33 protein-coding genes are annotated in these 22,794 nt (G+C 55.2%); all 33 read right to left on the bottom strand.

Annotated features, from left to right (window positions below; genetic code table 11):
- Window positions 1-181 precede the first annotated feature (181 nt).
- The 33 genes from rplQ to rpoC all read right to left on the bottom strand — a co-directional run bounded on the left by rplQ (window position 182) and on the right by rpoC (window position 22,766).
- Window positions 182-568 (bottom strand): 50S ribosomal protein L17, encoded by a 387-nt coding sequence (gene rplQ / locus V8J63_RS25735; protein ID WP_003176402.1) that lies wholly within the window; start codon window positions 566-568, stop codon window positions 182-184.
- 42 nt (window positions 569-610) lie between these two features.
- The gene (locus V8J63_RS25730; RefSeq protein ID WP_016772946.1) at window positions 611-1,612 is read right to left on the bottom strand and encodes a DNA-directed RNA polymerase subunit alpha; all 1,002 of its coding nucleotides are present in this window, start codon (window positions 1,610-1,612) and stop codon (window positions 611-613) included.
- Window positions 1,613-1,634: 22 nt separating this feature from the next.
- Window positions 1,635-2,255 (bottom strand): 30S ribosomal protein S4, encoded by a 621-nt coding sequence (gene rpsD, locus V8J63_RS25725; RefSeq protein WP_003176404.1) that lies wholly within the window; start codon window positions 2,253-2,255, stop codon window positions 1,635-1,637.
- Between the two features lie 18 nt (window positions 2,256-2,273).
- Complete coding sequence (gene rpsK, locus V8J63_RS25720) at window positions 2,274-2,663, bottom strand: 30S ribosomal protein S11 (protein ID WP_002555466.1); 390 nt, start codon at window positions 2,661-2,663, stop codon at window positions 2,274-2,276.
- 30 nt (window positions 2,664-2,693) lie between these two features.
- Window positions 2,694-3,050, bottom strand: a complete 357-nt coding sequence (gene rpsM / locus V8J63_RS25715) for a 30S ribosomal protein S13 (RefSeq protein WP_003186020.1) — start codon at window positions 3,048-3,050, stop codon at window positions 2,694-2,696.
- Between the two features lie 130 nt (window positions 3,051-3,180).
- A complete protein-coding gene (rpmJ, locus tag V8J63_RS25710) occupies window positions 3,181-3,297 on the bottom strand; it encodes a 50S ribosomal protein L36 (protein WP_002555468.1) in 117 nt (38 codons plus the stop codon).
- A gap of 27 nt (window positions 3,298-3,324) precedes the next feature.
- On the bottom strand, window positions 3,325-4,653 hold the full coding sequence (gene secY / locus V8J63_RS25705; protein ID WP_016772945.1) for a preprotein translocase subunit SecY: 1,329 nt from the start codon (window positions 4,651-4,653) through the stop codon (window positions 3,325-3,327).
- On the bottom strand, window positions 4,654-5,091 hold the full coding sequence (rplO, locus tag V8J63_RS25700; RefSeq protein ID WP_011336169.1) for a 50S ribosomal protein L15: 438 nt from the start codon (window positions 5,089-5,091) through the stop codon (window positions 4,654-4,656).
- 3 nt (window positions 5,092-5,094) lie between these two features.
- A complete protein-coding gene (rpmD, locus tag V8J63_RS25695; protein WP_003176408.1) occupies window positions 5,095-5,271 on the bottom strand; it encodes a 50S ribosomal protein L30 in 177 nt (58 codons plus the stop codon).
- 2 nt (window positions 5,272-5,273) lie between these two features.
- On the bottom strand, window positions 5,274-5,774 hold the full coding sequence (gene rpsE, locus V8J63_RS25690) for a 30S ribosomal protein S5 (protein WP_007955637.1): 501 nt from the start codon (window positions 5,772-5,774) through the stop codon (window positions 5,274-5,276).
- A gap of 3 nt (window positions 5,775-5,777) precedes the next feature.
- Window positions 5,778-6,128, bottom strand: a complete 351-nt coding sequence (gene rplR, locus V8J63_RS25685; protein ID WP_003186037.1) for a 50S ribosomal protein L18 — start codon at window positions 6,126-6,128, stop codon at window positions 5,778-5,780.
- A 10-nt stretch (window positions 6,129-6,138) separates the two neighbouring features.
- A complete protein-coding gene (rplF, locus tag V8J63_RS25680; protein ID WP_003228722.1) occupies window positions 6,139-6,672 on the bottom strand; it encodes a 50S ribosomal protein L6 in 534 nt (177 codons plus the stop codon).
- A gap of 12 nt (window positions 6,673-6,684) precedes the next feature.
- Window positions 6,685-7,077, bottom strand: a complete 393-nt coding sequence (gene rpsH / locus V8J63_RS25675; RefSeq protein WP_016772944.1) for a 30S ribosomal protein S8 — start codon at window positions 7,075-7,077, stop codon at window positions 6,685-6,687.
- A 208-nt stretch (window positions 7,078-7,285) separates the two neighbouring features.
- Window positions 7,286-7,591 (bottom strand): 30S ribosomal protein S14, encoded by a 306-nt coding sequence (gene rpsN / locus V8J63_RS25670; protein WP_003186042.1) that lies wholly within the window; start codon window positions 7,589-7,591, stop codon window positions 7,286-7,288.
- Window positions 7,592-7,604: 13 nt separating this feature from the next.
- The gene (rplE, locus tag V8J63_RS25665) at window positions 7,605-8,144 is read right to left on the bottom strand and encodes a 50S ribosomal protein L5 (protein ID WP_003210069.1); all 540 of its coding nucleotides are present in this window, start codon (window positions 8,142-8,144) and stop codon (window positions 7,605-7,607) included.
- A gap of 20 nt (window positions 8,145-8,164) precedes the next feature.
- Complete coding sequence (gene rplX / locus V8J63_RS25660) at window positions 8,165-8,479, bottom strand: 50S ribosomal protein L24 (protein WP_003186046.1); 315 nt, start codon at window positions 8,477-8,479, stop codon at window positions 8,165-8,167.
- Between the two features lie 11 nt (window positions 8,480-8,490).
- A complete protein-coding gene (gene rplN, locus V8J63_RS25655) occupies window positions 8,491-8,859 on the bottom strand; it encodes a 50S ribosomal protein L14 (protein WP_002555479.1) in 369 nt (122 codons plus the stop codon).
- Window positions 8,860-8,882: 23 nt separating this feature from the next.
- A complete protein-coding gene (gene rpsQ, locus V8J63_RS25650) occupies window positions 8,883-9,149 on the bottom strand; it encodes a 30S ribosomal protein S17 (protein ID WP_003194644.1) in 267 nt (88 codons plus the stop codon).
- A gap of 2 nt (window positions 9,150-9,151) precedes the next feature.
- Window positions 9,152-9,343 carry a 50S ribosomal protein L29 gene (rpmC, locus tag V8J63_RS25645; RefSeq protein WP_002555481.1) on the bottom strand — a complete coding sequence of 64 codons (192 nt, stop codon included), beginning with the start codon at window positions 9,341-9,343 and terminating at the stop codon, window positions 9,152-9,154.
- On the bottom strand, window positions 9,343-9,756 hold the full coding sequence (rplP, locus tag V8J63_RS25640) for a 50S ribosomal protein L16 (protein WP_003228729.1): 414 nt from the start codon (window positions 9,754-9,756) through the stop codon (window positions 9,343-9,345). The genes rpmC and rplP overlap by 1 nt, the downstream gene beginning before the upstream one ends.
- Window positions 9,757-9,768: 12 nt before the next feature.
- The gene (gene rpsC / locus V8J63_RS25635; protein WP_003176422.1) at window positions 9,769-10,455 is read right to left on the bottom strand and encodes a 30S ribosomal protein S3; all 687 of its coding nucleotides are present in this window, start codon (window positions 10,453-10,455) and stop codon (window positions 9,769-9,771) included.
- Window positions 10,456-10,468: 13 nt separating this feature from the next.
- Complete coding sequence (rplV, locus tag V8J63_RS25630; RefSeq protein ID WP_003103908.1) at window positions 10,469-10,801, bottom strand: 50S ribosomal protein L22; 333 nt, start codon at window positions 10,799-10,801, stop codon at window positions 10,469-10,471.
- An 11-nt stretch (window positions 10,802-10,812) separates the two neighbouring features.
- On the bottom strand, window positions 10,813-11,088 hold the full coding sequence (gene rpsS / locus V8J63_RS25625) for a 30S ribosomal protein S19 (RefSeq protein ID WP_011336172.1): 276 nt from the start codon (window positions 11,086-11,088) through the stop codon (window positions 10,813-10,815).
- 16 nt (window positions 11,089-11,104) lie between these two features.
- Window positions 11,105-11,929, bottom strand: a complete 825-nt coding sequence (rplB, locus tag V8J63_RS25620; protein ID WP_016772943.1) for a 50S ribosomal protein L2 — start codon at window positions 11,927-11,929, stop codon at window positions 11,105-11,107.
- Window positions 11,930-11,943: 14 nt separating this feature from the next.
- Window positions 11,944-12,243: a 50S ribosomal protein L23 gene (gene rplW, locus V8J63_RS25615; RefSeq protein WP_002555488.1), complete on the bottom strand. Its 300-nt coding sequence runs from the start codon at window positions 12,241-12,243 to the stop codon at window positions 11,944-11,946.
- Window positions 12,240-12,842, bottom strand: a complete 603-nt coding sequence (gene rplD, locus V8J63_RS25610; protein WP_003228735.1) for a 50S ribosomal protein L4 — start codon at window positions 12,840-12,842, stop codon at window positions 12,240-12,242. The genes rplW and rplD overlap by 4 nt, the downstream gene beginning before the upstream one ends.
- 12 nt (window positions 12,843-12,854) lie before the next feature.
- Window positions 12,855-13,490, bottom strand: coding sequence for a 50S ribosomal protein L3 (gene rplC, locus V8J63_RS25605; RefSeq protein ID WP_003228738.1), 636 nt, complete (start codon window positions 13,488-13,490; stop codon window positions 12,855-12,857).
- An 80-nt stretch (window positions 13,491-13,570) separates the two neighbouring features.
- On the bottom strand, window positions 13,571-13,882 hold the full coding sequence (gene rpsJ, locus V8J63_RS25600; RefSeq protein ID WP_003186070.1) for a 30S ribosomal protein S10: 312 nt from the start codon (window positions 13,880-13,882) through the stop codon (window positions 13,571-13,573).
- A gap of 154 nt (window positions 13,883-14,036) precedes the next feature.
- A complete protein-coding gene (tuf, locus tag V8J63_RS25595) occupies window positions 14,037-15,230 on the bottom strand; it encodes an elongation factor Tu (RefSeq protein ID WP_064361246.1) in 1,194 nt (397 codons plus the stop codon).
- A 31-nt stretch (window positions 15,231-15,261) separates the two neighbouring features.
- The gene (gene fusA / locus V8J63_RS25590; protein ID WP_016772942.1) at window positions 15,262-17,367 is read right to left on the bottom strand and encodes an elongation factor G; all 2,106 of its coding nucleotides are present in this window, start codon (window positions 17,365-17,367) and stop codon (window positions 15,262-15,264) included.
- Between the two features lie 30 nt (window positions 17,368-17,397).
- Complete coding sequence (gene rpsG, locus V8J63_RS25585; protein ID WP_016772941.1) at window positions 17,398-17,871, bottom strand: 30S ribosomal protein S7; 474 nt, start codon at window positions 17,869-17,871, stop codon at window positions 17,398-17,400.
- Between the two features lie 107 nt (window positions 17,872-17,978).
- On the bottom strand, window positions 17,979-18,350 hold the full coding sequence (gene rpsL, locus V8J63_RS25580) for a 30S ribosomal protein S12 (protein ID WP_003186084.1): 372 nt from the start codon (window positions 18,348-18,350) through the stop codon (window positions 17,979-17,981).
- 216 nt (window positions 18,351-18,566) lie between these two features.
- The gene (rpoC, locus tag V8J63_RS25575) at window positions 18,567-22,766 is read right to left on the bottom strand and encodes a DNA-directed RNA polymerase subunit beta' (protein ID WP_071173747.1); all 4,200 of its coding nucleotides are present in this window, start codon (window positions 22,764-22,766) and stop codon (window positions 18,567-18,569) included.
- Window positions 22,767-22,794: the final 28 nt, after the last annotated feature.

Here is a 22,794-nt window from a genome sequence, read left to right as displayed (position 1 = left end):
TGATCATCGACGTTACAGCTACAAATTCATTAACTTGCAGGCATCGATAGATAATTACTAATTATGTTTTCCCGGCACATAGTGGCAGTTCAACCATGTCAGAAACTTGTACGGACGACGCATTTCTTACAGGCACAAAAAACCGGGCACTAGGCCCGGTTCTTTGTTTCAGACTGACGTCTTACTCGGCGGATACAGCTTCGCCAGCAGTAGCACGATCAACCAACTCGACGTACGCCATAGGCGCGTTGTCGCCAGCGCGGAAACCGCACTTGAGGATGCGCAGGTAGCCACCCTCACGGGTAGCGTAACGCTTGCCCAGGTCGTTGAAGAGCTTACCAACGATAGCTTTCGAACGAGTACGGTCGAAAGCCAGACGGCGGTTAGCCAGGCTGTCTGTCTTGGCCAGAGTGATCAGCGGCTCGGCAACGCGGCGCAGTTCTTTGGCTTTTGGCAGAGTAGTTTTGATCAGCTCGTGCTCGAACAGCGACACCGCCATGTTTTGGAACATGGCCTTGCGGTGCGAGCTGGTGCGGCTCAGGTGACGACCACTTTTACGATGACGCATGGTTCATTCCTTACCAAACACTACGTTCGGTGATTACGACGATCAGGCAGTCGCCTTGTCGTCCTTCTTAAGACTTGCAGGCGGCCAGTTGTCGAGGCGCATGCCGAGGGACAGACCGCGGGAGGCCAGAACGTCCTTGATTTCAGTCAAGGATTTCTTGCCCAGGTTCGGAGTCTTCAACAGCTCTACTTCGGTACGCTGAATCAGGTCGCCGATGTAGTAGATGTTTTCCGCCTTAAGGCAGTTAGCCGAACGTACAGTCAGTTCCAGATCGTCAACCGGGCGAAGCAGGATCGGATCGATCTCGTCTTCCTGCTCGACAACCAGCGGCTCACTTTCACCTTTGAGGTCGACGAACGCAGCCAGCTGCTGTTGCAGGATGGTTGCAGCGCGACGGATAGCCTCTTCAGGATCCAGGGTACCGTTGGTTTCCAGATCAATAACCAGCTTGTCCAGGTTGGTACGCTGTTCGACACGGGCGTTTTCCACCACGTAAGCGATACGGCGAACCGGGCTGAACGAAGAGTCAAGCTGCAAGCGACCGATGCTGCGGCTTTCGTCTTCATCGCTCTGACGCGAGTCGGCTGGTTCATAACCACGACCACGAGCTACGGTGAGCTTCATGTTCAGGGCGCCGTTAGACGCCAGGTTAGCGATTACGTGATCGGGATTAACGATCTCGACATCATGATCCAGCTGAATATCGGCAGCGGTAACCACCCCCGAACCCTTCTTCGACAAGGTCAGCGTAACTTCGTCACGACCGTGCAGCTTGATGGCCAGACCTTTAAGGTTCAACAGGATTTCAATTACGTCTTCCTGTACACCTTCGATGGCGCTGTACTCGTGGAGCACACCGTCAATCTCGGCCTCGACTACTGCGCAGCCGGGCATTGAGGACAACAGGATGCGGCGCAGCGCGTTGCCCAGGGTGTGGCCAAAACCACGCTCGAGAGGCTCGAGAGTGATCTTGGCGCGGGTTGGACTGACAACCTGCACATCAATGTGGCGGGGTGTCAGGAACTCATTTACCGAAATCTGCATGGATGCACCTATTTTCTAGCCCTTACTTGGAGTAGAGCTCGACAATCAGGCTTTCGTTGATGTCGGCGGACAGATCACTGCGAGCAGGAACGTTCTTGAAAACGCCCGACTTCTTCTCAGTGTCTACTTCTACCCATTCTACGCGGCCACGTTGGGCACACAGATCGAGAGCTTGGACAATGCGAAGCTGGTTTTTTGCTTTCTCGCGAACTGCAACCACGTCACCAGCACGAACCTGATACGACGGAACGTTTACGGTCTGACCGTTTACGCTGATCGACTTGTGCGATACCAGCTGGCGGGATTCGGCACGAGTCGAACCAAAGCCCATACGGTATACAACGTTGTCCAGACGGCATTCGAGCAGTTGCAGCAGGTTTTCACCGGTTGCACCTTTCTTGCCAGCAGCTTCTTTGTAGTAGCCGCTGAACTGACGCTCGAGAACGCCGTAGATACGACGGACCTTCTGCTTTTCACGCAGTTGGGTGCCGTAGTCGGACTGGCGACCGCGGCGTTGGCCGTGGATACCAGGTGCTGCTTCAATGTTGCACTTCGATTCGATCGCGCGCACGCCGCTCTTCAGGAAGAGATCGGTGCCTTCGCGACGAGCGAGTTTGCATTTTGGACCAATGTAACGAGCCATTCTTTACAATCTCCTGGATTACACGCGGCGCTTCTTCGGCGGACGGCACCCGTTGTGCGGGATTGGCGTCACGTCGGTGATGCTGGCGATCTTGTAGCCACAGCCGTTCAAAGCGCGGACTGCGGATTCACGACCTGGACCTGGACCCTTGACGTTTACGTCGAGGTTTTTCAGGCCGTATTCCAGCGCAGCTTGACCAGCACGCTCAGCAGCTACTTGAGCAGCGAACGGGGTGGACTTGCGGGAACCGCGGAAACCCGAACCACCGGAGGTAGCCCAGGAAAGAGCGTTACCTTGACGGTCGGTGATGGTCACGATGGTGTTGTTAAAAGATGCATGGATGTGGGCGATGCCATCAACCACTGTCTTTTTAACTTTTTTACGAGGACGAGCAGCAGGTTTTGCCATGATTAAATTCCTGTCGATTCGCTGGGGCGATTACTTGCGGATCGGCTTACGCGGACCTTTACGGGTACGCGCGTTGGTCTTGGTACGCTGACCGCGTACTGGCAGACCACGACGATGACGCAGACCGCGATAGCAACCGAGGTCCATCAAGCGCTTGATTTTCATGTTGATTTCGCGACGCAGGTCACCTTCAGTGGTGAACTTCGCCACTTCGCCACGCAGCTGTTCAATTTGCTCGTCGCTCAGATCTTTGATCTTTGCTGCTGGGTTTACCCCAGTCACTGCACAGATCTTCTGCGCAGTAGTGCGACCAACACCATAGATGTAGGTCAGCGAGATAACAGTATGCTTGTTATCTGGAATGTTAACGCCTGCAATACGGGCCATTCAGTGGGACTCCAATTGACAGCTACCTACGCCCCGGAAGCCAAGAAATAGGGCGCGAGATAATATCGCTGTAATAACAAATAATCAACCCGGTAGCGCACTAGCTACCGGGCTTGAAGCACAATCACACTCAGCCTTGGCGCTGTTTGTGACGCGGTTCCGCGCTGCAAATTACTCGAACAACACCTTCGCGGCGAATAATCTTGCAGTTACGGCACAGCTTTTTCACCGATGCACGAACTTTCATCACCAACTCCTCGAACCTTATGGGTACTCAGCGCAACATGCCGCTGCCGTAACCCTTCAGGTTGGCTTTCTTCATCAGGGATTCGTACTGGTGCGAAACGAGGTGCGATTGTACTTGGGACATGAAGTCCATCACAACCACGACCACGATCAGCAACGAGGTCCCGCCAAGGTAGAACGGAACGTTTGCTGCAACCACCAGGAATTGGGGCAACAGGCACACGGCCGTCATGTAAAGAGCACCGAACAGGGTCAAGCGGGTCAGAACGCCATCAATATAGCGCGCAGACTGCTCACCTGGACGAATGCCCGGAATAAAGGCACCGGACTTCTTCAGGTTTTCCGCTACGTCTTTCGGATTGAACATCAACGCCGTATAGAAGAAGCAGAAGAAAATAATCCCTGCACTAAACAGCAGAATATTCAACGGCTGACCAGGAGCGATCGACTGCGAGATGTCCTGCAACCAGCCCATACCTTCAGACTGACCGAACCAGGCACCCAACGAAGCCGGAAACAGCAAGATGCTGCTCGCGAAAATAGCCGGAATAACACCGGCCATGTTCACCTTCAGCGGCAAGTGGCTTGTCTGCGCAGCAAAAACCTTGCGGCCCTGCTGACGCTTGGCGTAGTGAACAGCGATACGACGCTGGCCACGCTCAATGAAAACCACGAAACCGATAATCGCTACTGCCAGCAAACCGATGGCAACCAGGGCGAAGATGTTGATATCACCCTGACGCGCAGACTCGAAAGACTGCCCGATTGCTCTCGGAAGACCGGCGACGATACCCGAAAAAATCAACATCGAGATACCGTTGCCAACACCACGCTCAGTAATCTGCTCACCCAGCCACATCATGAACATCGCACCAGCCACAAATGTGGTTACCGCGACGAAATGGAAGCCAAAGTCACCAGTGAACGCGACGCCCTGCCCCGCCAGACCAATGGACATGCCAATAGCCTGGACCAGAGCGAGAGCGACGGTGAGGTAGCGGGTGTACTGGCTAATCTTGCGACGGCCAGCTTCACCTTCCTTCTTCAACTGCTCCAGCTGCGGGCTGACGGCGGTCATCAGTTGCATGATGATCGATGCCGAAATGTACGGCATGATCCCCAGTGCAAAGATGCTCATCCGTTCCAGCGCGCCGCCGGAGAACATGTTGAACAAGCTAAGAATGGTCCCCTCATTCTGTCGAAACAGGTCTGCGAGTCGGTCCGGGTTGATACCTGGAACCGGGATGTGTGCGCCTATTCGGTAGACGATAATCGCCAGGAACAGAAAACGCAGACGAGCCCAGAGTTCAGACATACCGCCTTTGCCGAGCGCAGAGAGAGCACCTTGCTTAGCCATTTATTCCTCGAACTTGCCGCCAGCTGCTTCGATAGCCGCACGCGCACCTTTGGTGGCGCCGATTCCCTTGCCGATAGTGACAGCGCGAGCCACTTCACCGGACAGCATGATTTTCACACGCTGTACGTTGACGTTGATCACGTTGGCATCTTTCAGGGACTGCACAGTAACGATGTCGCCTTCCACTTTGGCCAGCTCGGACAAACGCACTTCTGCGCGATCCATGGCTTTCAGGGAAACGAAACCGAACTTAGGCAGGCGACGATGCAGCGGCTGTTGACCGCCTTCAAAGCCTGGAGCGATGGTGCCACCGGAGCGGGAGGTCTGACCTTTGTGACCACGGCCACCAGTCTTGCCCAAACCACTACCGATACCACGGCCCGGACGATGCTTTTCGCGACGGGAACCCGGCGCTGGACTCAGATCATTGAGTTTCATCGATTAACCCTCGACACGCAGCATGTAGTAAGCCTTGTTGATCATCCCGCGATTCTCGGGAGTATCCTGGACTTCTACAGTGTGACCGATGCGACGCAGACCCAGACCCTTAACGCACAGTTTGTGGTTAGGGATGCGGCCGGTCATGCTTTTGATCAGCGTAACTTTAACGGTAGCCATGATTACTTGATCTCCTCAACACGCAGGCCACGCTTGGCAGCGATGGACTCAGGAGACTGCATAGCCTTCAGACCCTTGAAAGTGGCGTGAACCACGTTTACCGGGTTAGTCGAGCCGTAGCACTTGGCCAGAACGTTCTGAACGCCAGCAACTTCGAGGACAGCACGCATAGCGCCGCCAGCGATGATACCGGTACCTTCAGAAGCAGGCTGCATGTACACCTTCGAAGCGCCGTGAGCGGACTTCATTGCGTACTGCAGAGTGGTGCCGTTCAGGTCAACTTGAATCATGTTGCGGCGAGCAGCTTCCATTGCCTTCTGGATCGCAGCAGGCACTTCACGCGACTTGCCACGGCCGAAGCCAACACGCCCTTTACCATCACCAACCACGGTCAACGCGGTGAAAGTGAAGATACGGCCGCCTTTAACGGTTTTGGCTACGCGGTTAACTTGAACCAGCTTCTCGATGTAGCCTTCGTCGCGCTTTTGGTCGTTATTTGACATAACTTAGAACTCCAGCCCAGCTTCACGAGCAGCATCAGCCAGCGCTTTAACGCGGCCGTGGTACTTGAAGCCAGAGCGGTCGAAAGCCACTTGCGATACGCCAGCGGCCTTAGCACGCGTAGCGACCAGCTGGCCAACCTTTGTGGCCGCGTCGATGTTGCCAGTGGCACCATCACGCAGTTCTTTATCCAAAGTCGAGGCACTTGCCAGGACTTTGTTGCCGTCGGCCGAGATGACCTGGGCGTAGATGTGCTGCGACGAGCGGAACACGCAGAGACGCACGACTTCGAGTTCGTGCATTTTCAGGCGTGCTTTGCGAGCGCGACGCAGTCGAGTAACTTTTTTGTCGGTCATTTGCTATGCCCTACTTCTTCTTGGCTTCTTTACGACGGACGACTTCGTCCGCGTAGCGCACACCTTTGCCTTTGTATGGCTCTGGTGGACGGAAGTCGCGGATCTCGGCGGCCACTTGACCTACCAGCTGCTTGTCGATGCCCTTGATCAGGATATCGGTCTGGCTAGGAGTCTCAGCGGTGATGCCTTCCGGCAGTTCGTAATCCACTGGGTGCGAGAAGCCAAGAGCCAGGTTCAGAACCTGACCTTTTGCTTGCGCTTTGTAACCAACACCGACCAGCTGGAGCTTGCGCTCGAAGCCTTGGCTTACGCCCTGGACCATGTTGTTTACCAACGCACGCGTGGTACCGGCCATTGCGCGAGTTTGTTGATCGCCATTGCGAGCAGCGAAACGCAGCTCACCAGCTTCTTCAACGATCTCAACGGACGAATGGATGTTCAGTTCAAGAGTACCCTTGGCACCCTTCACCGAAAGCTGTTGGCCTGCGAATTTGACTTCGACACCGGCTGGCAGCTTAACGGGGTTCTTAGCGACGCGAGACATGCTTATCCCCCCTTAGAACACAGTGCAAAGAACTTCGCCGCCGACACCGGCAGCGCGCGCAGCACGATCCGTCATCACACCTTTGTTGGTGGAGACGATAGACACGCCAAGACCGCCACGAACTTTCGGCAGATCTTCAACGGACTTGTACTGACGCAGGCCTGGACGACTAACGCGCTTCACTTCTTCGATAACCGGACGGCCTTCGAAGTACTTCAGCGAGATGGACAGCGACGGCTTGGCGTCGGTGGTGATCTGAAAATCCGCGATGTAACCTTCGTCCTTCAGGACTTTTGCTACAGCTGCCTTCAACGTGGAAGACGGCATGCTTACGACAGACTTTTCAGCCATCTGGGCATTACGGATTCGAGTTAGCATGTCCGCTAACGGGTCCTGCATACTCATGGGCTAGACGCTCCTAATACAAAAAAATTAGCCTTGCGGCTACTACTTGTCGCCGAGAACTTCCGGGCAGAAAAACACGGGCTCAGGCGAGCCGGTCATTCTAGACACACCCCAGAAATGAATCAAGCCCCAAAAGGGGCTTGATTCAGATTCAAGGCCACCGATGGTCAGGTTCTTGCGAACCCGAACACCGAGACTTTGACAACTATTACCAGCTGGCTTTAACCAGACCTGGCACGTCACCACGCATTGCAGCTTGACGCAGCATGTTACGGCCGAGGCCGAACTTGCGGTACACGCCGTGCGGACGACCAGTCAGGCGGCAACGGTTACGCATGCGCGAAGCGCTTGCGTCACGTGGTTGCTTCTGCAGAGCTACGGTAGCTTCCCAACGCGCTTCTGGACTTGCGTTCAGATCAACGATGATAGCTTTCAGCGCTGCACGCTTGGTGGCGTACTTGGCAACGGTGAGCTGACGCTTCAGCTCACGGTTCTTCATGCTCTTCTTGGCCATTTTCCTACTCCAATCAGTTGCGGAACGGGAATTTGAAAGCACGCAGCAGAGCGCGGCCTTCATCATCGTTCTTGGCAGTGGTGGTCAGGGTAATGTCCAGACCGCGGAGAGCATCGATCTTGTCGTAGTCGATTTCCGGGAAGATGATCTGCTCTTTCACGCCCATGCTGTAGTTGCCACGACCATCGAAGGACTTGGCATTCAGGCCGCGGAAGTCGCGAACCCGAGGCAGGGAGATCGACAGCAGACGATCCAGGAACTCGTACATACGCTCACGGCGCAGGGTCACTTTGACGCCGATCGGCCATCCTTCGCGGACTTTGAAGCCAGCGATGGATTTACGAGCGTAGGTCACAACGACTTTCTGGCCGGTGATCTTTTCCAGGTCAGCAACAGCGTGCTCGATGACTTTTTTGTCGCCGATCGCTTCGCCCAGACCCATGTTCAGGGTGATTTTGGTAACGCGCGGAACTTCCATCACGTTCGAAAGCTTAAGTTCTTCCTTAAGTTTCGGAGCGATTTCCTTCCGGTAAATCTCTTTTAGTCGTGCCATGGTCTTCTACCTAGCAGTGTTCAAGCATCAACCGCTTTTTGGGTCGACTTGAAGACACGAATTTTCTTACCGTCTTCTACTTTGAAACCAACGCGGTCAGCCTTGTTGGTTTCGCCGTTGAAGATGGCGACGTTGGAAGCGTGCAGTGGCGCTTCTTTCTCGACGATACCGCCCTGTACGCCCGACATCGGGTTAGGCTTGGTATGACGCTTGACCAGGTTCAGACCACCAACAACCAGACGGTTGTCAGCAAGAACCTTCAGCACCTTACCGCGCTTACCTTTGTCTTTGCCGGCGATCACGATGATCTCGTCGTCACGACGAATCTTTTGCATGTCGGATCTCCTTACAGCACTTCTGGGGCGAGCGAGACGATCTTCATGAACTTCTCAGTACGAAGTTCACGGGTCACTGGCCCAAAGATACGGGTGCCGATCGGCTCTTGCTTGTTGTTCAGAAGAACAGCAGCGTTGCCATCAAAGCGGATAATGGAGCCATCAGCACGACGTACGCCGTGACGAGTGCGGACTACAACAGCAGTCATCACTTGGCCTTTTTTCACCTTACCGCGAGGAATTGCTTCCTTCACGGTAACTTTGATGATGTCACCGATACCAGCGTAACGACGATGGGAGCCACCCAGCACCTTGATGCACATAACACGGCGAGCGCCGCTGTTATCGGCCACATCGAGCATGGATTGAGTCTGAATCATATAATTTCTCCGACCCCTAGCCCTTAGACTTCCACAGCGCGTTCGAGAACATCAACCAGCGCCCAAGACTTGGTCTTGGCCATCGGACGAGTTTCACGAATAGTGACTTTGTCGCCGATGTGGCACTGATTGGTTTCGTCGTGCGCGTGCAGCTTAGTCGAACGCTTAACGTATTTACCGTAGATCGGGTGCTTTACGCGACGCTCGATCAGAACGGTGATGGTTTTGTCCATCTTGTCGCTGACAACACGGCCAGTCAGCGTACGGACAGTTTTTTCGGCTTCAGCCATGATCACTTACCTGCCTGCTGGTTGAGCACAGTCTTCACGCGAGCGATGTCACGCTTAACTTGCGAGAGCAGATGAGACTGCCCCAACTGGCCAGTTGCTTTCTGCATGCGCAGATTGAACTGGTCGCGCAGCAAGCCGAGCAGTTGCTCGTTCAGCTGCTGTGCGGATTTTTCACGAAGTTCATTCGCTTTCATCACATCACCGTCCGTTTAACAAAGGAGGTGGCGAGCGGCAGCTTTGCAGCAGCCAGGGCGAAAGCCTCACGCGCCAGCTCTTCAGAAACACCCTCGATTTCATACAGGACTTTGCCTGGCTGAATCTGGGCAACCCAGTACTCCACGTTACCCTTACCTTTACCCATACGAACCTCGAGAGGTTTCTTGGAGATCGGCTTGTCCGGGAATACACGGATCCAGATCTTGCCGCCACGTTTTACGTGACGGGTCAGAGCACGACGCGCTGACTCGATCTGACGAGCGGTGAGACGACCACGAGCAACAGACTTCAGCGCGAACTCGCCGAAGCTGACTTTGCTACCGCGCAGTGCCAGACCACGGTTGTGGCCGGTCATCTGCTTGCGGAACTTCGTACGCTTTGGTTGCAACATTTGGCGTACCCCTTACTTAGCAGCTTTTTTACGAGGCGCTGGTGCTTGTGGTTTCAGTTCTTCTTGGCGACCACCAATAACTTCGCCTTTGAAGATCCAAACCTTTACACCGATCACACCGTAAGTGGTGTGAGCTTCGTAGTTGGCATAGTCGATGTCGGCACGCAGGGTGTGCAGTGGCACACGACCTTCGCGATACCATTCAGTACGTGCGATTTCAGCACCGCCGAGACGACCGCTCACTTGGATTTTGATGCCTTTGGCACCAATGCGCATGGCGTTCTGTACAGCGCGCTTCATAGCGCGACGGAACATTACACGACGCTCCAGCTGCTGAGCTACGCTCTGCGCAACCAGCATACCGTCGAGCTCCGGCTTGCGGATCTCTTCGATATTGATGTGCACAGGCACACCCATTTGCTTGGTCAGGTCCTGACGCAGTTTCTCAACATCTTCACCTTTCTTCCCGATAACGATACCTGGACGAGCGGTGTGGATGGTGATGCGTGCAGTTTGGGCCGGACGATGGATATCGATACGGCTTACGGACGCGCTTTTTAGTTTGTCTTGGAGATACTCACGCACTTTCAGATCTGCGAACAAGTAGTCCGCATAAGTCCGACCGTCTGCGTACCAGACGGAGGTGTGCTCCTTGACGATTCCCAGGCGAATGCCAATGGGATGTACTTTCTGACCCATCTCTTCGACTCCGTTACTTGTCAGCAACCTTGACAGTGATATGGCAAGACCGCTTGACGATGCGATCAGCACGGCCTTTGGCACGTGGCATGATGCGCTTCAGCGAACGCCCTTCGTTGACGAAAACGGTGCTGACCTTCAGGTCATCAACGTCTGCGCCTTCGTTATGCTCGGCGTTGGCTACGGCCGACTCCAGCACTTTCTTCATGATCTCGGCGGCTTTCTTACTGCTGAAAGCCAACAGGTTGAGCGCTTCGCCCACCTTCTTCCCGCGGATCTGGTCGGCGACCAAGCGGGCTTTCTGGGCGGAGATTCGAGCGCCCGACAACTTAGCGGCTACTTCCATTTCCTTACCCCTTAACGCTTGGCTTTCTTGTCAGCCACGTGCCCGCGATAGTTGCGGGTACCGGCGAACTCGCCCAATTTGTGGCCGACCATGTCTTCGTTAACGAGAACTGGGACGTGCTGACGACCGTTGTGTACTGCGATGGTCAGACCGACCATTTGTGGCAGGATCATCGAACGACGCGACCAGGTTTTAATTGGTTTGCGATCGTTCTTTTCCGCCGCCACTTCGATCTTCTTCAGTAGGTGAAGATCAATAAAAGGACCTTTTTTCAGAGAACGTGGCACTGTCGTATCCCTCTATTTACTTGCGACGACGGACGATCATTTTGTCGGTACGCTTATTACCACGAGTCTTCGCGCCCTTAGTCGGGAAGCCCCATGGCGATACCGGATGACGACCACCAGAGGTACGACCTTCACCACCACCATGTGGGTGGTCAACCGGGTTCATGGCAACACCACGAACGGTTGGGCGAACGCCACGCCAGCGTTTGGCACCAGCTTTACCCAGCGAACGCAGGCTGTGCTCGGAGTTCGAGACTTCACCCAGGGTCGCACGGCATTCAGCCAGGACTTTACGCATTTCACCGGAACGCAGACGCAGGGTCACGTAGACACCTTCACGAGCGATCAGCTGAGCCGAAGCACCAGCGGAACGAGCGATCTGTGCACCTTTACCTGGCTTCAATTCGATGCCGTGTACGGTAGAACCGACTGGAATGTTGCGCAGTTGCAGAGCGTTGCCTGGCTTGATTGGAGCCAGAGCGCCTGCGATCAGCTGGTCGCCAGCACTCACGCCTTTAGGGGCGATGATGTAGCGGCGCTCGCCGTCTGCGTAGCAGAGCAGTGCGATGTGAGCAGTACGGTTTGGATCGTATTCGATACGCTCGACAGTGGCGACGATGCCATCTTTGTCGTTGCGACGGAAATCGACCATACGGTAATGCTGCTTATGACCACCACCGATGTGACGAGTGGTAATACGGCCATTGTTGTTACGACCACCAGACTTCGATTTTTTCTCGAGCAGCGGTGCGTGAGGAGCGCCTTTATGCAGCTCCTGGTTGACCACCTTGACCACAAAACGGCGGCCAGGGGAAGTCGGTTTGCATTTAACGATTGCCATGATGCACCCCTTCCTTACTCAGCACTGCTGCTGAAATCGAGATCTTGGCCTGGCTGAAGGGAGATAACTGCCTTCTTCCAGTCATTACGCTTGCCCAGACCGCGAGCAGTGCGCTTGCTCTTACCCAGAACGTTCAGGGTAGTGACGCGCTCTACTTTCACGCTGAACAGGCTTTCGACGGCCTTCTTGATTTCCAGCTTGGTTGCATCAGTAGCAACCTTGAAAACGAACTGGCCTTTCTTGTCTGCCAGAACCGTAGCCTTCTCGGAAACGTGCGGGCCAAGCAGAACTTTAAATACGCGTTCCTGGTTCATCCCAGCAGCTCCTCGAATTTCTTCACGGCCGACACGGTGATCAACACCTTGTCGTATGCGATCAGACTAACTGGATCGGAACCTTGCACATCACGTACATCTACGTGCGGCAGGTTGCGAGCAGCCAGGTACAGGTTCTGATCAACAGCGTCCGACACGATCAGAACGTCGGTCAGGCTCATGTTGTTCAGTTTGCCCAGCAGATCTTTGGTTTTCGGAGTTTCAACAGCGAAATCCTGAACCACGACCAGACGATCAGTACGCACCAGCTCAGCAAGGATGGAACGCATTGCTGCGCGATACATCTTCTTGTTCAGCTTCTGGGAGTGATCCTGTGGACGAGCTGCGAAAGTGGTACCGCCGCCACGCCAGATTGGGCTACGGATAGTACCAGCACGAGCACGGCCAGTACCTTTCTGACGCCATGGGCGCTTGCCGCCACCACGAACGTCGGAACGGGTCTTCTGCTGCTTGCTACCTTGACGGCCGCCGGCCATGTAGGCCACGACTGCTTGGTGAACCAGCGTCTCGTTGAATTCGCCGCCAAATGTCAGTTCGGAAACTTCGATCGCTTGAGCGTCATTTACATTTAATTGCATGTCAGCTTCCCCTTAACCGCGAGCCTTGGCTGCTGGACGTACAACCAGGTTGCCGCCAGTAGCGCCAGGAACAGCACCCTTGACCAACAACAGATTGCGTTCAGCGTCCACGCGCACTACTTCCAGGGACTGCACGGTCACGCGCTCAGCGCCCATATGACCGGACATTTTTTTGCCCTTGAATACACGACCAGGAGTCTGGCACTGGCCGATAGAGCCTGGGACGCGGTGGGATACGGAGTTACCGTGGGTGTTATCTTGCCCGCGGAAATTCCAACGCTTGATCGTACCCTGAAAGCCTTTACCCTTGGACTGACCGGTTACATCAACCAGTTGACCAGCGGCGAAGATTTCAGCGTTGATCAGATCGCCAGCCTGGTACTCGCCTTCTTCAAGGCGGAATTCCATGGTGGTGCGACCAGCGGCAACGTTCGCTTTAGCGAAGTGGCCAGCCTGAGCTGCTGTTACACGCGAAGCGCGACGCTCGCCGACAGTGACTTGCACTGCACGATAGCCATCGGTCTCTTCAGTTTTGAACTGGGTGACGCGATTCGGCTCGATCTCAATGACCGTGACCGGAATGGAGACACCTTCTTCGGTGAAAATACGGGTCATACCGCATTTACGACCGACTACACCAATAGTCATGTTGTAAACCTCATGAGTGTACGGGGCTTTCACCCGCTATGGCCGCCCATTTCAGAGCGTTACACGACCAAGACCGAGTCTTAGCCGAGGCTGATCTGCACTTCCACACCGGCCGCAAGATCAAGCTTCATCAGCGCATCAACGGTTTTATCCGTTGGCTGGACGATGTCCAGAACACGCTTATGAGTGCGGATCTCGTACTGGTCACGCGCGTCTTTGTTGACGTGCGGGGAAACCAGAACGGTGAACCGCTCTTTACGGGTAGGCAGTGGAATTGGACCACGCACTTGAGCACCAGTACGTTTCGCGGTTTCCACGATTTCCTGGGTTGATTGGTCGATCAGGCGATGGTCAAAAGCCTTCAACCTGATACGGATTTGCTGATTTTGCATTGGATTTCAGACTCCGGCTGCTATTCCCACCGGGCGCAATACGCCCGTTAAAAGGAGGCGCAATTCTATAGACGCCCCTGATAGGTGTCAACCCAATAAAAAAGCCCCCGCTGAGCGGGGGCTTTTTCAATCCATCAAGCTGACTTTAAAAGTCTTACTCGATGATTTTGGCTACGACGCCAGCGCCGACGGTACGACCGCCTTCACGGATAGCGAAACGCAGACCGTCTTCCATCGCGATGGTTTTGATCAGGGTAACAGTCATCTGAATGTTGTCACCTGGCATTACCATTTCAACGCCTTCTGGCAGCTCGCAGTTACCAGTCACGTCAGTAGTACGGAAGTAGAACTGTGGACGGTAGCCTTTGAAGAACGGAGTGTGACGACCGCCTTCTTCCTTGCTCAGAACGTAAACTTCTGCGGTGAACTTGGTGTGCGGCTTGACCGAACCTGGCTTGACCAGAACCTGGCCACGCTCAACGTCGTCACGCTTGGTACCACGCAGCAGAACGCCGCAGTTCTCGCCAGCACGACCTTCGTCGAGCAGCTTGCGGAACATTTCAACACCGGTGCAAGTAGTAACGGTGGTGTCACGCAGACCAACGATTTCCAGCGGATCCTGAACGCGAACGATACCGCGCTCGATACGACCAGTCACAACAGTACCGCGACCCGAGATCGAGAATACGTCTTCGATTGGCATCAGGAATGGCTTGTCGATCATACGAACTGGTTCTGGGATGTAGGCATCCAGAGTTTCAACCAGTTTCTTGACGGCAGTGGTGCCCATCTCGTTGTCGTCTTTGCCTTCCAGCGCCATACGAGCCGAACCGATGATGATCGGAGTGTCGTCGCCCGGGAAGTCGTAAGTCGACAGCAGGTCACGAACTTCCATCTCAACCAGTTCCAGCAGCTCAGCGTCGTCTACCAGGTCAGCCTTGTTCAGGAAGACCACGATGTACGGAACGCCAACCTGACGGGACAGCAGGATGTGCTCACGGGTTTGCGGCATCGGACCATCAGCGGCCGAGCAAACCAGGATAGCGCCGTCCATCTGAGCAGCACCGGTGATCATGTTCTTCACGTAGTCAGCGTGACCTGGGCAGTCAACGTGAGCGTAGTGACGGATCTTCGAGTTGTACTCAACGTGCGCGGTGTTGATGGTGATACCGCGAGCTTTTTCTTCTGGTGCGCTGTCGATCTTGTCGAAGTCAACGATTGCAGAACCGAAAACTTCGGAGCAAACGCGAGTCAGAGCAGCAGTCAGAGTGGTTTTACCGTGGTCAACGTGACCAATGGTGCCAACGTTGACGTGCGGTAGGGAACGATCAAATTTTTCTTTAGCCACGACAATTAACTCCTAGCCTAAAGGGGCTGAATCAGCCTTGTTTTTTGGTTACGGATTCGACGATGTGCGACGGAGCCGTATCGTATTTTTTGAATTCCATAGAGTAGCTTGCGCGACCCTGGGACATGGAACGAACGTCGGTCGCATAACCGAACATCTCACCCAGTGGAACCTCGGCACGGATAACCTTGCCGGACACTGTGTCTTCCATACCCTGGATCATGCCGCGACGACGGTTAAGGTCGCCCATCACATCACCCATATAGTCTTCAGGCGTAACAACCTCTACCGCCATGATCGGCTCGAGCAACTCACCACCACCCTTCTGGGCCAGTTGCTTGGTCGCCATGGAAGCAGCCACCTTGAACGCCATCTCGTTGGAGTCGACGTCGTGGTAAGAACCATCGAACACGGTAGCCTTCAGGCCGATCAGCGGATAGCCGGCAACAACGCCGTTCTTCATCTGCTCTTCGATACCCTTCTGGATAGCCGGGATGTATTCCTTAGGAACCACACCACCTACAACTTCGTTCACGAATTGCAGACCTTCCTGACCTTCGTCAGCAGGAGCAAAACGGATCCAGCAGTGACCGAACTGGCCGCGACCACCGGACTGACGAACGAACTTGCCTTCGATTTCACAGTTCTTCGTGATGCGCTCACGATACGAAACCTGAGGCTTGCCGATGTTGGCTTCGACGTTGAACTCACGGCGCATCCGGTCAACCAGGATGTCCAGGTGCAGCTCGCCCATGCCGGAGATGATCGTCTGACCAGTCTCTTCATCAGTTTTAACGCGGAAAGACGGGTCTTCCTGAGCAAGCTTGCCCAGAGCGATACCCATTTTTTCCTGGTCATCCTTGGTCTTAGGCTCTACGGCAACCGAAATAACCGGCTCCGGGAAGTCCATGCGAACCAGGATGATTGGCTTGTCAGCGTTGCAGAGGGTTTCACCAGTGGTGACGTCCTTCATGCCGATCAGGGCCGCGATGTCACCAGCGCGTACTTCCTTGATCTCTTCACGGGCGTTTGCGTGCATTTGCACCATACGACCCACGCGCTCTTTCTTGCCTTTGACCGAGTTGATCACGCCGTCGCCGGAGTTCAACACGCCCGAGTAAACGCGGACGAAGGTCAGGGTACCCACGAATGGGTCGGTAGCGATCTTGAACGCCAGAGCCGCGAAAGGCTCGTTGTCGTCTGCATGACGCTCCATCTCTTCTTCCTCGTTATCAGGGTTGGAACCCTTGATAGCAGGAATGTCGGTCGGAGCAGGCAGGTAGTCGATAACGGCGTCGAGAACCAGGGGAACGCCCTTGTTCTTGAACGAAGAACCGCAAACGGCCAGAACGATTTCGCCGGCGATAGTACGCTGACGCAAAGCAGCCTTGATCTCTTCGATCGACAGCTCTTCGCCTTCCAGGTACTTGTTCATCAGCTCTTCGTTGGCTTCGGCAGCAGCTTCAACCATGTTGTTGCGCCACTCTTCAGCCAGCTCTTGGAGCTCGGCAGGAATGTCCTTGCGAACAGGGACCATACCTTTATCGGAGTCGTTCCAGTAGACAGCTTGCATGTTGATCAGATCGATCTGACCCTGGAAGTTGTCTTCGGAGCCGATGGCCAACTGGATCGGCACCGGAGTGTGACCCAGACGCTGCTTGATCTGACCGATCACGCGCAGGAAGTTGGCGCCGGCACGGTCCATCTTGTTTACGTAAACAAGACGTGGAACGCCGTATTTGTTGGCTTGACGCCATACGGTTTCCGACTGCGGCTCAACACCCGAAGTACCGCAGAACACAACGACAGCGCCGTCGAGTACGCGCAGGGAACGCTCAACTTCAATGGTGAAGTCAACGTGGCCCGGGGTATCGATTACGTTGAAACGGTGCTCGTGAGAGTACTGCTTCTCGGAACCTTTCCAGAAGGCGGTAATGGCAGCAGAAGTAATGGTAATACCACGCTCCTGCTCCTGAACCATCCAGTCTGTGGTCGCGGCGCCATCATGCACCTCGCCCATTTTGTGACTTTTGCCGGTGTAAAACAGTACGCGCTCGGTGGTTGTGGTTTTACCAGCATCCACGTGAGCGACGATACCGATGTTACGGTAGCGGCTAATCGGAGTAGTACGAGCCATAAAGCCCTCGCAAAATTAGTGAAGCTAAAATTAGAAGCGGTAGTGCGAGAAAGCTTTGTTAGCTTCGGCCATACGGTGCACGTCTTCACGCTTCTTAACAGCAGCACCTTTACCTTCAGCAGCATCCAGCAGTTCGCCAGCCAAACGCAGAGCCATAGACTTCTCGCCGCGCTTACGGGCGAAGTCTACCAACCAGCGCATTGCCAGAGCGTTACGACGGGAAGGACGAACCTCGACCGGAACCTGGTAAGTAGCACCACCAACGCGGCGCGACTTCACTTCGACCAGCGGAGCGATGGCGTCGAGTGCTTTTTCGAAGAGTTCCAGGGGATCGGTGCCAGCCTTACGGGCCGCAACGGTTTCCAGGGCACCATAAACGATACGCTCGGCAACGGCTTTCTTGCCGCTTTCCATAACGTGGTTCATGAATTTGGCGAGGATCTGGCTTCCGTATTTCGGATCGTCCAGAATCTCACGCTTTGCTGCTACGCGACGTCTTGGCATGATAAGCCCTCAAGCGGTCTTCAGGTTAGCTCGGGACAGATCCAGAGGATGCGTGCCCGACCTTACTCTTATCGACTCAATAAAATAAAAATCTGCAAAACGGCCGATTACTTCGGACGCTTGGTACCGTACTTCGAACGACCCTGGTTACGGCCTTTAACGCCGGAAGTATCCAAGGAGCCGCGAACGGTGTGGTAACGAACACCTGGCAAGTCTTTTACACGACCGCCGCGGATCAGTACCACGCTGTGCTCTTGCAGGTTGTGGCCTTCACCACCGATGTACGAGGAAACCTCGAAACCGTTGGTCAGACGCACACGGCATACTTTACGCAGTGCCGAGTTAGGTTTTTTCGGCGTGGTGGTGTACACACGGGTGCACACGCCACGACGTTGCGGGCAGTTCTGCAGCGCAGGTACGTCGGATTTCTCGACGATACGCTTACGCGGCTGACGTACCAGCTGGTTGATAGTTGCCATCTACTAGCTCCACTGTTGTCTTGCGACGCTATTGTCTTGCAAGAAAAGCAAAATGGCAGGAACGAATTCCCGCCAAATTTAGGGGATCAAGAGTCTAAAGAGGATCTTGATTCCAGTCAAGGCAAGGCCCCGACCTCCCCGCCCATCGAACCTTGACTTAATGTCTCGATTCGACGAACGGAGCGATCAGGGCCTCACGCTCGTTTATCGCAGAACTCAGTTACCGCTCGAGTTCAGCGCTTCGGTCAGTGCAGCTTCCACTTCACTGGCGCTTACGCGCAACGGCTTGTCGGCATCACGGCGGCGCTTGCGCTCGCTGTGATAGGCAAGACCGGTACCGGCCGGGATCAGACGACCCACGACTACGTTTTCTTTCAGGCCGCGCAGGTAATCGCGCTTGCCGGTGACTGCCGCTTCGGTCAGTACGCGGGTGGTTTCCTGGAAGGAAGCCGCCGAGATGAACGATTCGGTGGACAACGACGCCTTGGTGATACCCAGCAGAACGCGAGTGAACTTGGAGACAAACTTGTCTTCCGCGCCCAGGCGCTCGTTCTCTACCAGTACGTGAGTCAGTTCCATCTGGTCGCCCTTGATGAAGCTGGAATCGCCGGACTCGGAGATCTCAACTTTACGCAGCATCTGACGCAGGATGGTCTCGATGTGCTTGTCGTTGATCTTCACGCCTTGCAGACGATAAACGTCCTGGATCTCGTTGACGATGTACTTGGCCAGCGCGCTTACACCCAGCAGACGCAGGATGTCGTGCGGATCGCTTGGACCGTCGGAGATAACTTCGCCGCGGTTTACCTGTTCGCCTTCGAAGACGTTCAGGTGACGCCACTTCGGAATCAGCTCTTCGTACGGATCGCTACCGTCGTTCGGGGTAATGACCAGACGGCGCTTGCCTTTGGTCTCTTTACCGAACGCGATGGTGCCGCTGACTTCAGCCAGAATCGACGCTTCTTTCGGACGACGGGCTTCGAACAGGTCGGCAACACGCGGCAGACCACCGGTGATGTCACGGGTCTTCGAAGTTTCCTGCGGGATACGAGCGATAACGTCACCGATCGCAATCTTCGCACCGTCAGCCACACCGACCAGGGCGTTGGCTGGCAGGAAGTACTGAGCGATAACGTCAGTGCCTGGCAGCAACAGATCCTTGCCGTTGTCGTCGACCATCTTCACTGCTGGACGGATTTCCTTACCGGCAGCTGGACGATCTTTCGCGTCAAGTACTTCAATGTTGGTCATACCGGTCAATTCGTCAGTCTGACGCTTGATCGTGATGCCTTCTTCCATGCCCACGTAGGTCACGGTACCTTTCATTTCGGTAACGATCGGGTGAGTGTGCGGATCCCACTTGGCCACGATTGCGCCAGCGTCGACCTTGTCACCTTCTTTAACCGAAATCACAGCACCGTACGGCAGCTTGTAACGCTCGCGCTCACGACCGAAGTCATCCGCGATTGCCAGCTCACCGGAACGGGACACAGCAACCAGATGGCCATCCACTCGCTCAACGTGCTTCAGGTTGTGCAGACGGACGGTACCGCCATTCTTCACCTGAACGCTGTCGGCTGCGGAAGTACGGCTTGCCGCACCACCGATGTGGAACGTACGCATGGTCAGCTGGGTACCCGGCTCACCGATAGACTGGGCAGCGATAACGCCGACCGCTTCACCGATGTTCACCTGGTGACCACGAGCCAGATCACGGCCGTAGCACTTGGCGCAGATGCCGTAGCGGGTTTCGCAGCTGATCGGCGAACGCACGATCACTTCGTCGATGCTGTTCAGCTCGATGAACTCGACCCACTTCTCGTCAACCAGAGTGCCGGCAGGAACGATAACGTCCTCGGTACCCGGCTTGAATACGTCACGGGCAATGACACGACCCAGTACGCGCTCACCCAACGGTTCTACAACGTCACCGCCTTCAATGTGCGGAGTCATCAGCAGACCGTGTTCGGTGCCGCAATCGATCTCGGTTACTACCAGATCCTGCGCCACGTCTACCAGACGACGAGTCAGGTAACCGGAGTTAGCGGTTTTCAACGCGGTATCCGCCAGACCTTTACGAGCACCGTGCGTCGAGATGAAGTACTGAAGTACGCTCAGACCTTCACGGAAGTTCGCAGTAATCGGCGTTTCAATGATGGAACCGTCCGGCTTGGCCATCAGACCACGCATACCGGCCAGCTGACGAATCTGTGCTGCGGAACCCCGCGCACCCGAGTCGGCCATCATGTACATCGAGTTGAAAGACTCTTGGTCGACTTCGTCGCCGTGACGGTCGATGACTTTCTCTTTCGAGAGGTTGGCCATCATCGCCTTGGAAACTTCGTCGTTCGCTTTCGACCAGAGGTCGATCACTTTGTTGTACTTCTCGCCCTGGGTTACCAGGCCGGAGGCGTACTGGCTCTCGATCTCTTTCACTTCGTCGGTGGCCGCACCGATGATGCGGGCTTTTTCATCCGGGATAACGAAGTCGTTAACACCGATGGAAACGCCGGAGATGGTCGAGTAAGCGAAACCGGTGTACATCAACTGGTCAGCGAAGATCACGGTCTCTTTCAGACCAACCACGCGGTAGCACTGGTTGATCAGCTTGGAGATCGCCTTTTTCTTCATCGGCAGGTTGACGACGTCGAACGACAGACCTTTTGGCACAACCTGGAACAGCAGCGCACGGCCGACAGTGGTGTCGACGATACGGGTACCGCTCACGCTGTTGCCGTCACGGTCGTTGACGGTTTCGTTGATACGAACCTTGACCTTGGCGTGCAGTGCGGCTTCGCCGGCACGGAACACACGGTCGACTTCCTGCAGATCCGCGAACACACGACCTTCGCCCTTGGCGTTGATCGCTTCACGAGTCATGTAGTACAGACCCAATACAACGTCCTGCGACGGAACGATGATTGGCTCACCGTTGGCTGGCGACAGAATGTTGTTGGTCGACATCATCAATGCACGCGCTTCGAGCTGGGCTTCCAGCGTCAGCGGTACGTGCACGGCCATCTGGTCGCCGTCGAAGTCGGCGTTGTACGCGGCGCAGACCAGAGGGTGCAGCTGGATAGCCTTACCTTCGATCAGTACCGGTTCAAACGCCTGGATACCCAGACGGTGAAGGGTCGGCGCACGGTTGAGCAGAACCGGGTGTTCGCGAATCACTTCAGCGAGAACGTCCCAAACCTCTGGCAACTCGCGCTCGACCATTTTCTTGGCCGCTTTGATGGTGGTCGCCAGACCACGCATTTCCAGCTTGCCGAAAATGAACGGCTTGAACAGCTCGAGAGCCATCTTCTTCGGCAGACCGCACTGGTGCAGACGCAGGGTCGGGCCTACAGTAATTACCGAACGACCGGAGTAGTCAACACGCTTACCGAGCAAGTTCTGACGGAAACGACCTTGCTTACCCTTGATCATGTCAGCCAGGGATTTCAGAGGACGCTTGTTGGAACCAGTGATAGCGCGGCCACGACGACCGTTGTCGAGCAGTGCATCGACCGCTTCCTGCAACATACGCTTTTCGTTGCGCACGATGATGTCCGGCGCGGACAGATCCAGCAGGCGCTTCAAACGGTTGTTACGGTTGATCACTCGACGATACAGATCGTTGAGGTCGGAGGTCGCGAAACGACCGCCATCCAGCGGGACCAGTGGACGCAGATCTGGCGGCAGAACCGGCAAAACGGTCAGCACCATCCACTCTGGCAGGTTGCCGGAACCCTGGAAGGCTTCCATCAACTTCAGACGCTTGGACAGCTTCTTGATCTTGGTTTCCGAGTTGGTTTGCGGAATCTCTTCGCGCAGACGGCCAATCTCGTGCTCCAGGTCGATAGCGTGCAGCAGTTCACGGACAGCTTCGGCACCCATGCGGGCGTCGAAATCGTCACCGAACTCTTCCAGCGCTTCGAAATACTGCTCGTCGTTCAGCAGCTGACCTTTTTCAAGGGTGGTCATGCCTGGATCGATAACGACATAGCTCTCGAAGTAGAGAACGCGTTCGATATCACGCAGGGTCATGTCCATCAGCAGGCCGATACGCGACGGCAGCGATTTCAGGAACCAGATGTGGGCAACCGGCGAAGCCAGTTCGATGTGCGCCATGCGCTCACGACGAACCTTGGCCAGTGCAACTTCAACGCCGCACTTCTCGCAGATCACACCACGGTGCTTCAAGCGCTTGTACTTACCGCACAGGCACTCGTAATCCTTTACCGGACCAAAGATCTTGGCGCAGAACAGGCCGTCACGCTCGGGTTTGAACGTACGGTAGTTGATGGTTTCCGGCTTTTTAACTTCACCGAACGACCACGAACGGATCATCTCCGGCGAGGCCAATCCGATGCGGATGGCGTCGAACTCTTCGACTTGACCCTGGTTTTTCAGCAAATTCAGTAGGTCTTTCAAGGCCTTTCCTCCTGGCGGAGCAGAGAGC

Source organism: Pseudomonas sp. CCNWLW23, from assembly GCF_037095675.1.
In the GTDB taxonomy this organism is placed as follows: domain Bacteria; phylum Pseudomonadota; class Gammaproteobacteria; order Pseudomonadales; family Pseudomonadaceae; genus Aquipseudomonas; species Aquipseudomonas atacamensis.
This window is presented reverse-complemented; position numbering and strand designations above follow the sequence as displayed.